Consider the following 15142-nt stretch of genomic DNA (forward strand, 5'->3'; position numbering starts at 1 on the left):
TTCACTATGCAGGTGCGAATACCCCTGGAATTTTATGTGCACTTCAGGTTCGCACCAAAACAAATATATTATAGGGTTATCAAACTTTTTTCCATCAACTTGTTGAATTTCCTACAAAATCGGCTTTAAAAAACTAACAAGACAGCGAAAAAATTTCTTGACTAAACATATAAATTACATAAAACCGGAGAACAACCCGTGTAGGATGTGACTGGCCGAAGCTACTAATATTATCTCCACAGCCATCTTTCAATCCACACATCCACGCAGAATGTGACCGCAATTTTATTGTAATTTAAATCCAAAAGTTTCTCAACAAGATTAACTTTTAACTAGATAAATGTAATCTGCATGGAAACATGCGGGTTCTTAATTCCAAAATAATAGTTCATCTGCGCGCGATAAGAATTGTATATACTCAATTGGTAAAATTATTTCGCATTCTCTTTCTAGCAAATCTAAGTCTTATGATTGAGCATAAGGGTTTATCTCGAAGAAATAATTAAGTAAAGCTCCTTTATGATAGATTTTAAATCCTCCCTCATTACATCGTTTCACCGTCTTCGTATTCCTGCATACTTATCACATTTACATATGATATTTATACAAGATATTAGAAAAAGGAAGGCCTGTTCTCAATCGAACAGGCTCTTACTGTATCAATAATTACTTTTCTCTACTCGCCATGTCTTATGAATGATACTTAAGGTTGCCTCACTTCGTGTTGCTTAGTTTCTTCTTGTTTCTTTTTCTTTTCACGCTCTTCCTGTCGTTTTCGTTTACTTTCCTCCATTGCCTTATTACCTTCTAACATCTGCTGCTCATCTATCTTGTTTTGCTCCTCAATACTCAAAGTCGATTGAGGCTTTACAAGCGGTGTAGCATTTTGAGCCGCTTGTTGGATACGCTTTTCAAAGGAGGCTACATCCATACCCTTAATCTCATCTTGGAAATACGACACTCCACCATATTTATCAGCATCATACATCACCTTACCATCTTCAATCCTAAATCTCCCCTGATATACACCAGTAACTACAAAGTCTGATAACTGAAACTCAGGCTCAACAATGTCTAAAAAAACAATCTCATGGTTGTACAGGTCGCCACTTAAATGCTCTAAACTTAAGACAGTTATAATATCTGACTTTAAGTTTTCATTACCGTGTAAGGCTCTGATTACTTTAAGTTCGGTAATGACATACTTGTCTCCATGGTAGTCTTTTACTTCCGTTTTTCCAGTTGGTTCAACTTCTACAACTACATCCGCATCATAAATCATCTCTTCCATCGTTTTATAGCCATTTGCTACTAAAGCAAAACCATAATTAACTCCTACATCTTTTTGATCTCTATAAGAGCTTGAAGCTTGATTTTTTTCTGATGCTGATGTACAAGCAATTGTTGTGAAGGTAAGCAAGCTCAACACTGATAATATCCCAAGTTTTTTAAACATCCCTCAAATTTCCTCCTCTAATAGAGATTATTAACTCCATTGATATCATCTTGATGAACGTCATTTATGTTGTTAGTAGGATGCATAACGGATGTTCCACTGCTTTCATGCGCTAGCCCTAAGACATGACCAATTTCATGCAAAGCGGTTCCTTTATAGCTTATAAAGCTGTCGTATCTTAGGAGGTAAGGATTCAAGTGTACAACGCCCAAATCCCAATCAGAAATTGCCTTTGGGTAATCGTTACGATCTACACTAACGAGACTTCCGTTTCTATAGAACTTCGCCCAGCCTCTAAGCCCATTTGGTACAGCTGGAGCAACCTCTAAACGCACTGTTTCTAATCCACCATAGGTCTGATGGTCTAAGATATAAGCTTCTGTCTTAGCATTCCATTCTTCCATCGCTTGATGGTAAGCGGATTCAAAATGAAATACTTTTTCTTTATAATGAAAGTAATCGCTTGCACGTTCTGTATAAGATACATTAGAAGAGATTCCTTTGGCATGTTTTTTGGGTGTAAAATCAACATCATAGTTGTAATAATATTGGTATGCAGATGAGTCGAGTGGATTAATAATAGAAGCTAACAACATCGAAGAAGCAAGTATTGTTGTGATTTTTATACGTTTTGAAATAATCATAAAATACTCCTCTCAACACTTTATTTAAGAAACGGAAGTCTGTCCAATCAAGAACAGGCTTTTCTTTCATACTTCTTTAAAACTTACGATCTTCTACACGCCACGTCCAATATTTATTACCTTGTGCCCTAACAACTCTATCTATCCATGTCTGAAAATCACAATATAATGAACATGCGTAATCAAAGTTATCCATACAATCGACTACATACACATATTCTGGTTTACCTGCCCTCACATCTTCGAGGTCAATCAGAATATGGTCACCCATTATGTATGCAATCACAATTTTAGTAGGATGACTATGAGCTGAACTAACTGATAGACTTCATCAATTTTATAAATTTCATTTTCTCCAGAGTGAACAACGTCTGAAAAAGCGTACAGCCATTAGTTAACGACAAGAATTTCAAGTAATCACTAGGAAGATCACGATATGTCTTTAGTAAATGAAAAATATCATTTTCAGAGACAGACTCATTGAACTTACATGTACTCTCATAGAGGTAACCTTCATTGGAAACAGTTGTCCGAGAACCATGTGAATTAACTTCCTTTAACGACTGTAGTGTTTTTTCTATAAACATTTTTTCACCCTTTAATTGATTAGTAAATTAGTATCCCGTCCACCATGAAGAACCCATTTAATTGAATGGTTTAGATATGCTTTGTCATATGCAGCTTGAAAATTATCTCTATCTTTTGTGTTCCACTCTAAAACATAATCTCTTGGATATTTTGTTGTCGCTGGCTTATGCATTACACGATATACGTTGTAATCTGCATATTTTCCCGCCTGAACACCTAGCATTCCAGTTAAATCCATATTTACTGAACTTACAGGGTAATCTGTATGCCCTCGAACATCTCCTCTGTACAGTTTCATATCAAATGCTACTTTAAAGGGTTCGGACTTTATACCAGTTATTTCTAATATGGTTGATTTGACCTTAACTTGCCCAGCATTGTTGGGGGCAAGTTCCAATTTAGCTACTACTCCGCCTACTTTTATCTACAAACTATTGTTTGCTGATTTTTTTGCTCTATTAATGTTTGCACCTGATCTTTTGGAATGTGAGTTATTGTAGTGGTTTTATGCTTTTATGAATCTGTAGAAAGAGCTGAATTATGGTCTTCTGTGGAATATTCGATGTAGTAATACAATTCTTAGGCGCATTGGGATCTGATTTAAGTTCATCATAACTTCTAATTGTTACACCAAGAGATTGGGCAAGTTGTCCATGTTTAACACTTACTTCTGAATTGATTTCAGATGTAGAAACAGTTGTTTGAAGTGTTTCACTAAATGAGGTTGGCAGTTCTTCTGCGATTGCTAACGAAGATGGAATAGCAAGTGTAATTAGTAAAGCGATTGTTAAAAATGATAATAAGAGTTTTTTAAGTTTCATGCAAATTCTCCTATCATAATTAATTTAATTTGATGTAGGATTTTGTAGGCTTTCAAACCTTACTATTTTATTTAATACCCTCTCACCCCTTTCATATGCTCGCATTAACATATATTTTTTTACATTAATGAAAACACTTACATTTCACCAATTTTTCATTTGGTTAACTGTCCATGCACCGCATGAGCAAGCAAATGCATCAATAAATGTTTTTTCAAATTCAAAACGCTTATAGTAAGTTTTTTTGTAAAGACAACCACACCCAGAGTTTTATTGGTTAAATCTACGTCCTTAATCTCTTCTCCTACTAACTTACTACACACTAGACGTATATTTGCTTCTGCAAATTCGTCTTTACGTAAATGCTTCAATTTTAACTTCATTGTGAAGGCTCTCCCTTTGATACTTTAACAATAACTTATCTAAGTCCTGACTCATAGCTAGCATCCTACCATCGGTCAATTCTAAACCTTTTTTGTACTCTTCATTTAATCGAAAGCGCAAACGTTCGATATCTTCAAGCAATATACATCACCTTCAATTAACACATTCGTACATCGGTGAGCGAACTTCCCCTTATTCGCTCACCATCAATCAGGTTCTTCCCCTAATTGAATTATAACTAATATTTCCTAAAGTGATTATTTATATATTTTTTAGGAATAAAAAACAGACACTTTTAAAAGTGTCTGTCGGGAGAAGAACCTTTAAATTGTTCACTTGCTTACTATCCATGGATACGGCCATCCTGCTGGTGTAATTTCGCCAGCAACATTTGAAACTATTGGTAAAATCAAAGAGAGAGCAATAATAAATTTTATTCCATTCTGCTTCATTTTTTACTTCCTCCCTTTTACCTTTTTTACCTTCTCTGTTGTCTTTGCGTCTACCATAATCTTATTATTTCTATATAGATCATACATCAACTTTAAGCAATTACGCTCATTATTGATGTCATCTATCTGAGAATATTCAAACGCACTGTCTATGTAGTTATTTAATGCTTTGTTGACGTCATTTATGCGGGAATAATAATCTCCCTTAAGCTTGTAAAACCAAGCTAACTCCCTTTTTTCAAGAGGATTTGAAAGCGTTAAATCATTAATTTTATGCTCTAGCTCTGGAAGTATCTCTTCAACTTTAGAGATTTCTCCAATTTGAAGTAAAAAGGAAATATACTCGTTTGTTACATAAGGCACGAAGTCCTCCGCACACTCATTCAGACATTCTTTAAATTGCTTTTTTGCAAGGTCTACATTTCCTTTTTTGTAATTAATAACAGCTATAAACAACTTATCACCATCTGATTCATCTGTAGATGAGTGTTTTTTTAACTGATGAAAATATTCTTCTGCTAACTTAATATTATCGCAATAGTAGTATGAATCTCGCAACATTCCTAGAGCAAATATTCTCTTATCTGAAATGTCTATAGCATATTCATTATTAATAATAAGTTTACAGAAGTGAATAACATCCTCATATTTTTGTAACGCATAAGCGTGTACTGCAAGAGCATAAATAAGAGAAATAAATTCTTCTGGAGAAAGTTTCTCTATATATTTCAGAATATATCTTCCTGCTTGATAGGTTTCTTTAAGTTTTGAACTGTCATTTCTCTCGATAAGATATTCTTGATAAAGCGCTCTTGCCAAAAAAAGCATAATACCATGACTTCGGGAATAATCGATAATTGTTTTATAAATTGAAAGTTTAGTAGCTGACGGAATTTGAATATTCATGCTAGTGGCAACATTATAAATTTGTTCCACTGCATCATAAGTATCTGAAGATAGCTCAAGGTATTTGGTGACTATTTTAGGAATGAGAGTTGAGGTGTCATCATGGAGGGTTATACATTCATTAAAAATATCACATATAGTATCTGAATTTTTCTCAAGATCAATATATATTTTTATATACTTATTGTAAGGTATTTCTAATACAGAAGCAATAGCTCTCATATTTTGAAACTCAGGTTTAGTCTTTCCATTTTCTATCTTGGAAATTGCCCCCGTAGTCATGTTTGTTTTAATTGCCACATCGTGTTGTGTTAAATTATTTTTTAATCTGTAATGTCTGATCATGTCTGCAAGTGAAAAAAGTGAAACTTTCATCTTACATTCACATCCTTTATTATTTTAAAACAAAGGGAATTATAAATATCTAAGAAGGGGAAGAGAATATTAAGCTCAAAATTCGTTTCGAGGCAATTTTGTTTATGGGGTTCGGGGAAACCTGAGAATTCATTATATCATAATTTTACCAGTATTCAATATATCAATCTATATAGTTAATCGAAAACAATAAGATGATAAGAGTTTTGTCAGTTAATTATTGCGAATTTGAGCAACAAAAAAGCCACCTCACATTAGTCGATTAACATCCTAATGATTTAGTGGTTTAGTGATTTTAGTGTCGTCACTACTTTTCACCCTGATAATCCCCTAAGAACCGGTATGGTTGTCCAGTTTTTTCACAAAAATACTCACGAACAAGACAATTATTAAGTCAGCACAGGCACGTTTCAATCCACACATCCGTGTAGGATGTGACAGCTATTTTGAAACAAATTAGAACAAACATTCCTAATTCATATCAAAGTAATCACTTAAATTGTATGTAAAAACCAATTTTTTTTTCACAATACAAACATTTAATACTCCCTCAAATGGAATTAATATGGAAGAAATTCGGTGCGAATGACCCGGAGATTTCATGTGCACTTCACATTCGCACCACCATTTACAACGGTGCTATACCTCATCCAATATTCAATTGAACATCAACCCACATAGCTCTATCAAACCTCATAGATGAAAAATATTCAAAGCACCTAACCATCTAGTTCACTCCCACCTTCTCTATCATGTCAATATCCTTTAAAATATAGAGAAGAACAGGAATGCCACAACATGCTCAGAAAAGAGGAACTAACATGAACTATCGCATCCAATGCTTTGCTAGCATCGCTGAACGTATTGGACTAGCTGAACTACTGCTGCCCGCAGATAACGATACTATACGTGTCATTGAACTTAAACAAACACTAGCAGCGCAATACCCAGAAGCAGCCGAGCTAATCATGCGCTCTTTCGTAGCAGCCAATCAGCAGTATGCACCTGATGATAGCATCGTTACACCAGAAGATGAACTTGCTATAATCCCGCCAGTGTCTGGAGGACAAGGAGAAACTCAGCCAATAGGAGAATTACCCCATTCCCAACAACAAGACGTTTTCTCGGAAAATGGTCGTTTCCGCCTAACTCGTCAGCCGATCGACGCTCAAGCAGTTGAACGCCAAGTGCTGCATCCCAATCACGGTGCTACCATTACCTTCTCAGGTACGACGCGTGAAATAACAGGCAATCAGCAAACATTAACACTAGAATATGATGCCTATATACCCATGGCGCTGCAAATCATGGAGCAGATCGGAGACGAAGTTAAAACACGTTGGCCAGGAACACTCACTGCCATCACCCACCGTGTAGGTACTGTCGGTATTGGTGAAGCAAGTGTCGTTATCTCCGTATCGGCACCGCATCGTGCTAGTTGCTACGAAGCAAGCCGTTATGCTATCGACCGGCTGAAACAGATTGTTCCGATCTGGAAGAAGGAAGTAATGTCCGATGGGAGCTTCTGGGTTGATCAACCGAACTGGAACCCAATTGCTCGCAACGATGCTGACAACGCTAACCATACGGACCATGCCAACCTACACAATCAAGACTAGAATACAACCTGCTAAATCCGATTAATTACCGTTCATAATTACAACGAATCGCTTCTTACTGAGATCTCTACTGGCACTAGCCAATGTATCGATCTACAAGCGTACGCGCCACAACAGGCTCTTTCGTCCCGTGTACAAGTACGCGGCCATCCTTAAACACAACCAAGCGATGTTGTTCATCCGCTTGAATGGATACAAGATATGCATTGCTGTGTACGGTCATTCCGTGCACAGCTTGCATGCGCTCTGCCAAAGCCGCCAAATCCATAGGAACTGGCCGAGCTGGGCGAATTTGCACTGTATCTCTGCCGCACAGCACCTCAGTACGACGCTGGTTCATCCCCTCCAACTGCGGATAAGTCGCATTCGTCCCACAAGATGGACAATCGTCTCGCTTCGCGGAACGTACATCAATGGATGTATATTGATTCGTCCACAGATCAAAGGATACTAACTTTCTCCGCAGCGCATCATGATTACCTGTTAACCATTTCAATGCTTCAGCCGTCTGATAAGCAACAACCATCTGGACCGCAGGCGGAATTATACCAGCAGTATCACAAGTTGCCCCACCGACAGGCACACTTTCCATGACACAGCGCAAGCAAGGTGTAACCCCTGGCTCTATCATCATCGTCATCCCGTAGCTACCAACACAAGCACCATAAATCCACGGAACTCCATGCTTCAATGCATAATCATTTAACAGCATCCGAGTTTCAAAATTATCCGTCGCATCCATGAATAAATCATGTTCTGCGCCCCATTCATTTAATTCATATAACGTAACATCGCCGACGATGCCGATAACTTCTACTTCCGAATTAATAGCCTTTAAACGCTGTTCAGCCGCAATCGCCTTCGGCAGCCGATCTTGCGCATCTGATTCGGTATATAGCTGCTGCCGCTGCAAATTGCTCCACTCTACATAGTCGCGATCCACGATAGTGACCCGTCCAACGCCAGCACGTACAAGCATTTCTGCCGTTGCCGAACCTAACGCACCAGCACCAATAATAAGAACACGTGATTGCTTCAATTGCTGCTGCCCTTCCATACCTATCGGGGTAAAACGCTCTTGTCGAGAATATCTATCGGAATGCGCAGGAAGTGCAGGATGCGTACGTTGTTCTTCATTTAGTTGAGTCTCCACCAAATTGTGCAACATTGTGCCTCCTCTTTTTCTAGCGAGTAATGATGTATTTGTGATACCTATTATTTTACATGAACCGTATGGAAAAGCATACTAATGTTGCAACGGCAATATATAAACTTTCATAGCTTCGAAGCCGATAACTCTAGTAAGTGTAATTTACAAATATAGGATCCATAAATAAAGGAGGCACTATGGTAACATGCGAATTTATTCCGCTTATAAACCACTGCAAACTAATCAACAACCGAGCAGAAAACTAAGCAGCGATAGTTTCGAAACCTCCCTTAAAGAAGCCGAACAAAAAGAATCAAAAGAGAATGAAAAAAGAGGAAAGCTAGTTACAGCCAGAGAAGGTGGCTATCTCCGACAATACCTCGTTCAAGCAGATGGAAGTAAAATTCTTCTGACTGAAGTAAAACAAAACGCAGTGCATCCCACCGGTGAAGCTGAAGAAAACTCAACTGCATTAGCAGCAGCATTCACAAATAGAAATGGCATACCTGCTAGCAATAATACAAAATCCATGATGGAGCTTCTAAACTTTCAAGCTGGTGTTGGTGCAGGAACAATGATGTTCGTCCCGGCAAAAAACTTAGATTCTATTGGAAAATAATTATACAAATAAAATAAATAGGCTGTTCCCAAAGTCATTACTGACAAGTTGGAACAGCCCTCATTGCATTGCATATCACATCGAATCGATTGACTCCAAAACGATATCAACTCGTCCCACTACTACTTCTTCATCTTCTTAATCAGTTCTCTACTCTTATCCAACGACAAAAGAGATTGATCATAGTCTCGACTCGTCACACCTAGATACAAAATGTCAATCACATTCAACTGCGTAATACGAGAAGAGGTCGCCCCACTGCGAATCTCATTCTCGGTTGATGTAATAAATAACGGAATATCCGCGTGTGAACTCACGGCATTTGTTCCGTATTTCGTAATCGAGATCGTTGTTGCTCCTTGCACTCTAGCCTGCCTTGTACACTCAACAACAGCCGTTGTTTCTCCTGAATAAGAGATACAGACCGCTACATCCTCTTCCGTCAGCATCAGCGATGAAATCAACTGCATATCTGCATCTGCGAAGGAAAAACACGTCTTATTAATCCGCAGAAACTTGTGCTGTGCATCCAAAGCGATCAAATAGGAAGCACCAATTCCATAAAAATAAATGCGCTTCGCGTGTCGCAACGCCTCTACCGCTTTCGTCACTAATTCAGGTTCTAGTATTTTCAACGTATCGCGGATGGACTGAATATTGTTGTTGGACACGTTCTCCATAATCATTTCTATCGTATCGTCACGCCGAAACTCTTGATACCCTGCTGTACCTGCATCCTGCTGCAAATCACCAGCTACTTTGAGCATAAGCTCTTGATAACCTTTAAGACCCATAGACTTGCAAAGACGAATAACTGCCGCTTGGCTGCCGCCACTGTGCTCGGCCAATTGTGCTACAGACATCCCAATCATTTGCTTCGGTTGGCTCAAAATATACTCCGCTACTTTACGCTCCGAAGGTGTAATATCTGCCAACACTTCACGTAATCGAACTAATCCACCGTTCATACCGTTACTCCTTCAACCCTTATTCAACACTCGCTGTTCTCAGCCCTCAGCAGGGATAGGCTGAGCACCATGTTGAGGTTCCGTTTCCTTTAGAACATTCGCCGTCAACAAATTCAAGTAATAGCCAAACATACCAACAAACAACCCTAAAAACCCCACTACCGTTACAGCCAAAATAAACATCAGACACAAGGCTTGTAAAAATGCACCGACCGTATAGAGCGGATGCCTCAAAAACAGCTTCACACTTTTACCCATCGCTTGAAACATAGACAGCTGTTCTCGATACACTAACGGCATCGTATACAACTGAGAAATAAGCGCCATCATCACAAAATACGTCTGGAATACAGCGATTGTGAAATGCAGCATATTTCCTTGATCTCCATAATACCACCACGATGAAATTAGGATAAGTGCGAAAAGGGTTAAAAATAGACCAAATCCGACGGAACGAACATAAAATTTACGAAATCCTGCGACAATGTGCCTAAATGTCACCATTTCCCCGCTCAATTGAAGATGACACGCATAAAACACACCTGACAGTAATGGAAACAATACGAGCGAGAAGCATATGACAGCTAAGGCAACATTCATAAGTAACAGCATAGGTGCTAGAACGAGCGAACAGATAAGACTATATCCGAGCACCTTCAAAATTTGTTCGTAAACTTGTCTTCCTGTTTGCGCAATAACTACACTTAACTTCTTCATAACGCTCACCTCTTACTACATGCTGTGCTACCTAGAGCAAAGCTCCTGTGCTGATTTATAAAATGCACTATGCTGACATGAATTTCATAGGTATGCGCTTTTCCGTCTCTACATCAAAGAAATGCACCTTACTCATATCCAACAGGAACTTTTTCATTTGACCTACTCTTGCATCTGAATCGGGGTGAAGCTTGGCTGTAACCATCCGCTCGCCTACTCGGAAATAAACGAGATTCTCTGAACCAAGCTGCTCAACCACCTGCACCGTAGACGTCAATGCATACGTATCCGGAACGCCCATCGTAATATCTTCGCCAAATAGGTGCTCTGGGCGAATGCCTAGTACAAGCTTCTTACCTTCATAGGCACGTAATGCATGCGCACAGTGCTCAGGCAATTCGAATTGTGCCCCTTCCATCGTCACCTTTCCATGTTCATAAATGACATCGATAAAGTTCATGGGTGGAGAGCCGATAAAGCCTGCTACAAACATATTTTCAGGCTTTTGGTACAAATCCGTCGGTGAAGCAACCTGCTGAATTTGTCCTTTATTCATAACAACGATACGCTGCCCCAACGTCATCGCCTCAATTTGATCATGTGTGACATACACAATCGTCGCTTCCAATCGCTTATGCAGCTCGGCAAGCTCCACACGCATTTGCACGCGCAACTTGGCATCCAAATTGGACAGTGGTTCGTCAAATAGAAAGACTTGCGGATCACGCACGATAGCTCGACCAACTGCTACGCGCTGGCGCTGACCACCACTTAGCTCCTTCGGCTTGCGATCGAGCAGATGATCCAAACCTAGCACCTCAGACGCGTCTTTCACTTTTTTCGCAATGACATCTTTCGGCTGCTTTAAATTCTTTAATCCAAAAGACAAATTCTCACGAATCGTCATATGCGGATACAACGCGTAATCTTGAAACACCATCGCAATATCGCGATCCTTCGGATGCAGCTTATTCACAACACGATCACCAATCATAATATCACCGCGTGTCTGCTTCTCAAGCCCAGCAATCATACGCAATGAAGTCGTTTTACCACAGCCAGAAGGCCCTACAAACACAACAAACTCTTTATCTTCAATTGTAAAATTAGACTCTTTAACCGCAATAAAGGTTTCTTTGTTGCCATCTACAAACTCTTTTTCTACGTTTTTAAATACAACCCGTGCCATAGTAAGCTCCCCCTAACCTTTGACGGCTCCAATCGTAATGCCTTGCAAGAAGTATCGCTGCAATGCGAAGAACAAAATAATCATCGGCAGTGAGGCAACCGTTGCCCCTGCCATAATGGCACCAAAGTCCGTCGTATCCGCAAACTTGAATCCAGCCAAGCCTACCTGGATCGTCCGCATCGCTTCAGATTCTGTCACGAGCAACGGCCAGAAGAAATCGTTCCAATGGAAGACGAACGAGAAGATCGCCAGAACGGACAACCCAGGCTTCGCCATGGGCAAAATAATTTTGTAGAAAATGCCGAACTCACTGCACGCATCGATACGCGCCGCATGAATCAAGGACGTCGGCAGCGTGGACATGTACTGCTTCATTAAGAAAATATTGCCCACACTTACGATGGAAGGCAGAATAAGTCCCATATACGAATCTTTTAAATTAAATACATCAATAACGAGAATATAGAGTGGTATGAGCGTAACTTGAGTCGGAATCATCATCGTCATAAGCAATATCCAAAATATCGCGTTGCGACCTGGGAAATGCAGCTTCGCAAACGCATAGCCGGCAAGGGAAGCAAAAAATACATTCGTAACCGTCAATATAGATGAAACAATTAAGGAATTGAGCAGCCAACGCCATGCCATCGTCTTATCGAAGAAACGGCTAAACGGCTCGAATGACCACACTTCCGGCCACATGGATATTTTCATAGAAGCATCAGCATAAGAATCCTGAAAGGAACCGATAATCATCCAATACAGCGGAATGATCGTAATGATTCCCCACATCACAAGCATCGTAATAGAAACGCCCAGAACGGCGATTTTCCCTTTTGACTGCATAGGTGAATGCCTCCTTTGGGCTTAATATTCGATATCCGTAGCGAACATTTTGAACTGAATAATAGATACGACCACAATGATCGCAGTAAGCACAAACGATTGTGCCGAGGCTAATCCGAATTCATAGAACATAAATGCAGTCTGATAAATGAGGTACGCGATCGTTGTCGTTGCAAAGTCAGGCCCACCCTGCGTCATCATATAGACGCTTATAAATACTTGGAATGAAATAATAACTCCTGTTACTAACAAATATAGCGTAGTCGGTTTGAGCAACGGCCACGTTATTTTACTGAATTTCGCCCAGCCGCTGGCATGATCAATATCTGCTGCTTCATACAATGATTTCGGGATGCCGCCCATTGCAGCCAAATATAAAATGATGCCTGCCCCGTGCGATCCTAAATAAGTCATCAGCATAAGCGAGAATAAGGCCGTCGACGTTTGGCTCAGCCACATCACAGGCTCCATTCCGAAAAAGCCGAGAAACGAGTTAATCATCCCGTCTTTCGTCGGATCGAACATGGCGAACCATACGAGCGAAATCGTAACGCCAGAAGCAACCGCTGGCAAATACATGACTGCTTTGAAAAATGTCTGCCATTTCGAGCGCAGCTGAAAAATAAAATACGCAAGCATAAACGTAATCGCGATATTTACCGGCACCGTACATACCGTAAATAAGAACGTGTTCCAAAGTGACTTGTAAAATACTGAGTCCGCAAACATCGTCTTGTAATTATCGAAGCCAATCCACTCTGGATTCAGGACATGATACCGCTGGAAGCTCATCATGAATGCTGAAATGATCGGATATAGCGTAAAGACGAGAAACAGCAGAACGGGTACGAGTATGAATAAATACGCCCACATATGATCCCGCAGCTTTTGCACCATGTGTTCTCCTCCTTGTGAAAAAAGGCCCCATATGAACGTATTCATATGAGACCACTACCTGCGCAGCATCCTAAGCTGCTAGCGCCTGCTCCGCACTATCGGAATAATTGCTCACCTTTGTTTTTGAATTCCTCAAAGATTTGCTCTGGCGTTCTGCTGCCGCTGAACAAAGCTTGCTGCATCGGCTTTTGCGCTTGTTCAATAAATTTCTTCTTGCTTGCAGACACTTTCGCATCTACATATAAATCCGAGCTTGGTACACCATGACTTTGATTGATTTCAGCTGCAATCTTGTTGTGCGGCTTTCCTCTACTATCCTTGCCTTTGAATGCATCGATTTGAGACTGTCGAGCGAACGGTACGCATAGCTCGCTAGCCGAGTTGCCGCCATGAACACCTTTCGTCAACCAATCCATTACGAGGAACGTATTTTTCGCATGCTGTTCGCCTTTATCATCCTTTTGGCGGAAGCCTACGTAACCTTCACCACCTACCGTTGCCTGCCACTTGCCACCATCTTTATAGGGAATAGGCAGGTAGACATGCTCAATCTTTTCGCCCTTTACTTTACCCGCATCAATATCTTTAGCACGCGTTTCCAACATTACGTCGTAATAAGGCAAGCCTTTACTCGCGATACCCGTTTTGCCGTTATAGAAATATTCCACCCGTTTCGCCGGATCGATGGCCGCCGTTTCCTTCGGCATAATACCTTCATCCACCATAGAACGAATAAACTTCAATGTTTCAAGCATCCGCTCATCGTTCCAAATAAACTTGCCATCGCGATCTACAACGTCGACCAAGCCGCTGCTGCGAGCTAACATTTCAATGAAATCGGTCGTCGTTGCATCCGTTACAATGCCGTACTGCTTACTGCCATCTGGAAGATCTTTCACCATTTTTTTCGCTTCTGTTTTGAATTCAGACCAAGTCCAGCCTTCTTTCTGAATTTTTCTCCAATCGATGCCCGCTTCCTCTAAAATGCGTTGATTGGCACTCCATGCCCATTGGTACTGATACATCGGCAAGCCGTACTGCTTGCCTTGGATTTTTGCCTTCTCCAACACACCCGGTAAGTAATCGTTTACAATTTCAGGCGTCATATAAGGGTCCAGATTCAGCGCAAGCCCTGTATCTACATATTGGCCGCTAACTCCATGATAATAAACGTCTGGAGGTGATCCTGCATTCAAGGCAACATCGAATTTCTTCGGACCTTCCGCCCAAGTCAGTAATTCATATTCAATTCGTATGTTGGGATGTTTGGCGTGAAATTCAGCTACTGATTTTGCAATATCATCCTTATAATTGCCGTGTACAGGATACGTCCATACTTTAATGACATCTACGTTATCAGATGCCCCGTCTTTAGAACCGCTGCTGCTGCATGCAGAAAGTACAACTAGCATTGCCGCTAATAAGATAGCCATGGCCTTATTCCACTTCATTTGTTACTCCCCCATTCGATTGTGAATGACTTTATGAAATAACTTAATGATGTCGTAACT

16 protein-coding genes are annotated in these 15142 nt (G+C 40.3%); 2 read left to right on the forward strand and 14 right to left on the reverse strand.

All coding sequences use genetic code 11. From position 1 onward, the window contains the following. Nucleotides 1-703: 703 nt before the first annotated feature. From H580_RS0119815 to H580_RS0119855, 7 genes are all read right to left on the reverse strand, one after another. Nucleotides 704-1456 carry a hypothetical protein gene (locus tag H580_RS0119815; protein ID WP_028596327.1) on the reverse strand — a complete coding sequence of 251 codons (753 nt, stop codon included), beginning with the start codon at nt 1454-1456 and terminating at the stop codon, nt 704-706. Between the two features lie 17 nt (nt 1457-1473). After that, the gene (locus tag H580_RS0119820; protein WP_028596328.1) at nt 1474-2100 is read right to left on the reverse strand and encodes a matrixin family metalloprotease; all 627 of its coding nucleotides are present in this window, start codon (nt 2098-2100) and stop codon (nt 1474-1476) included. A gap of 598 nt (nt 2101-2698) precedes the next feature. Continuing rightward, nucleotides 2699-3085, reverse strand: a complete 387-nt coding sequence (locus H580_RS0119830) for a hypothetical protein (RefSeq protein WP_028596330.1) — start codon at nt 3083-3085, stop codon at nt 2699-2701. A 94-nt stretch (nt 3086-3179) separates the two neighbouring features. After that, complete coding sequence (locus H580_RS0119835) at nt 3180-3509, reverse strand: hypothetical protein (RefSeq protein WP_028596331.1); 330 nt, start codon at nt 3507-3509, stop codon at nt 3180-3182. 155 nt (nt 3510-3664) lie between these two features. Next, on the reverse strand, nt 3665-3892 hold the full coding sequence (locus H580_RS0119840; RefSeq protein ID WP_028596332.1) for a hypothetical protein: 228 nt from the start codon (nt 3890-3892) through the stop codon (nt 3665-3667). Next, entirely contained in the window at nt 3864-4034 is a 171-nt protein-coding gene (locus tag H580_RS27090) for an aspartyl-phosphate phosphatase Spo0E family protein (RefSeq protein ID WP_169449385.1), read from the reverse strand. The genes H580_RS0119840 and H580_RS27090 overlap by 29 nt, the downstream gene beginning before the upstream one ends. Before the next feature lie 314 nt (nt 4035-4348). After that, the gene (locus H580_RS0119855) at nt 4349-5626 is read right to left on the reverse strand and encodes a helix-turn-helix domain-containing protein (protein WP_028596333.1); all 1278 of its coding nucleotides are present in this window, start codon (nt 5624-5626) and stop codon (nt 4349-4351) included. A gap of 821 nt (nt 5627-6447) precedes the next feature. Here H580_RS0119855 and H580_RS24915 point away from each other — a divergent pair. Beyond that, nucleotides 6448-7245 carry a molybdenum cofactor biosynthesis protein gene (locus H580_RS24915; protein WP_051217592.1) on the forward strand — a complete coding sequence of 266 codons (798 nt, stop codon included), beginning with the start codon at nt 6448-6450 and terminating at the stop codon, nt 7243-7245. A 76-nt stretch (nt 7246-7321) separates the two neighbouring features. Here the strand turns inward: H580_RS24915 and H580_RS0119865 are convergent, their stop codons facing one another. After that, entirely contained in the window at nt 7322-8413 is a 1092-nt protein-coding gene (locus tag H580_RS0119865; protein WP_028596334.1) for a ThiF family adenylyltransferase, read from the reverse strand. Nucleotides 8414-8600: 187 nt separating this feature from the next. Between H580_RS0119865 and H580_RS24920 the strand changes: the two genes are divergently transcribed. Continuing rightward, nucleotides 8601-9014 (forward strand): hypothetical protein, encoded by a 414-nt coding sequence (locus H580_RS24920; RefSeq protein WP_051217593.1) that lies wholly within the window; start codon nt 8601-8603, stop codon nt 9012-9014. 122 nt (nt 9015-9136) lie between these two features. Here H580_RS24920 and H580_RS0119875 read toward each other — a convergent pair whose 3' ends face one another. From H580_RS0119875 to H580_RS0119900, 6 genes are all read right to left on the reverse strand, one after another. After that, nucleotides 9137-9982 carry a MurR/RpiR family transcriptional regulator gene (locus tag H580_RS0119875; RefSeq protein WP_028596335.1) on the reverse strand — a complete coding sequence of 282 codons (846 nt, stop codon included), beginning with the start codon at nt 9980-9982 and terminating at the stop codon, nt 9137-9139. Between the two features lie 39 nt (nt 9983-10021). Continuing rightward, nucleotides 10022-10699, reverse strand: coding sequence for a DUF2189 domain-containing protein (locus tag H580_RS24925; protein WP_051217594.1), 678 nt, complete (start codon nt 10697-10699; stop codon nt 10022-10024). A gap of 67 nt (nt 10700-10766) precedes the next feature. Further along, complete coding sequence (locus H580_RS0119885) at nt 10767-11888, reverse strand: ABC transporter ATP-binding protein (RefSeq protein ID WP_028596336.1); 1122 nt, start codon at nt 11886-11888, stop codon at nt 10767-10769. Nucleotides 11889-11900: 12 nt separating this feature from the next. Then, a complete protein-coding gene (locus H580_RS0119890) occupies nt 11901-12734 on the reverse strand; it encodes a carbohydrate ABC transporter permease (RefSeq protein ID WP_028596337.1) in 834 nt (277 codons plus the stop codon). 21 nt (nt 12735-12755) lie between these two features. Further along, a complete protein-coding gene (locus tag H580_RS0119895) occupies nt 12756-13631 on the reverse strand; it encodes a carbohydrate ABC transporter permease (protein WP_028596338.1) in 876 nt (291 codons plus the stop codon). 95 nt (nt 13632-13726) lie between these two features. Continuing rightward, nucleotides 13727-15082 (reverse strand): ABC transporter substrate-binding protein, encoded by a 1356-nt coding sequence (locus tag H580_RS0119900; RefSeq protein WP_028596339.1) that lies wholly within the window; start codon nt 15080-15082, stop codon nt 13727-13729. Between the last annotated feature and the right edge of the window lie 60 nt (nt 15083-15142).

This window comes from Paenibacillus assamensis DSM 18201, from assembly GCF_000422445.1.
GTDB classification, from domain to species: Bacteria; Bacillota; Bacilli; order Paenibacillales; family Paenibacillaceae; genus Paenibacillus_B; species Paenibacillus_B assamensis.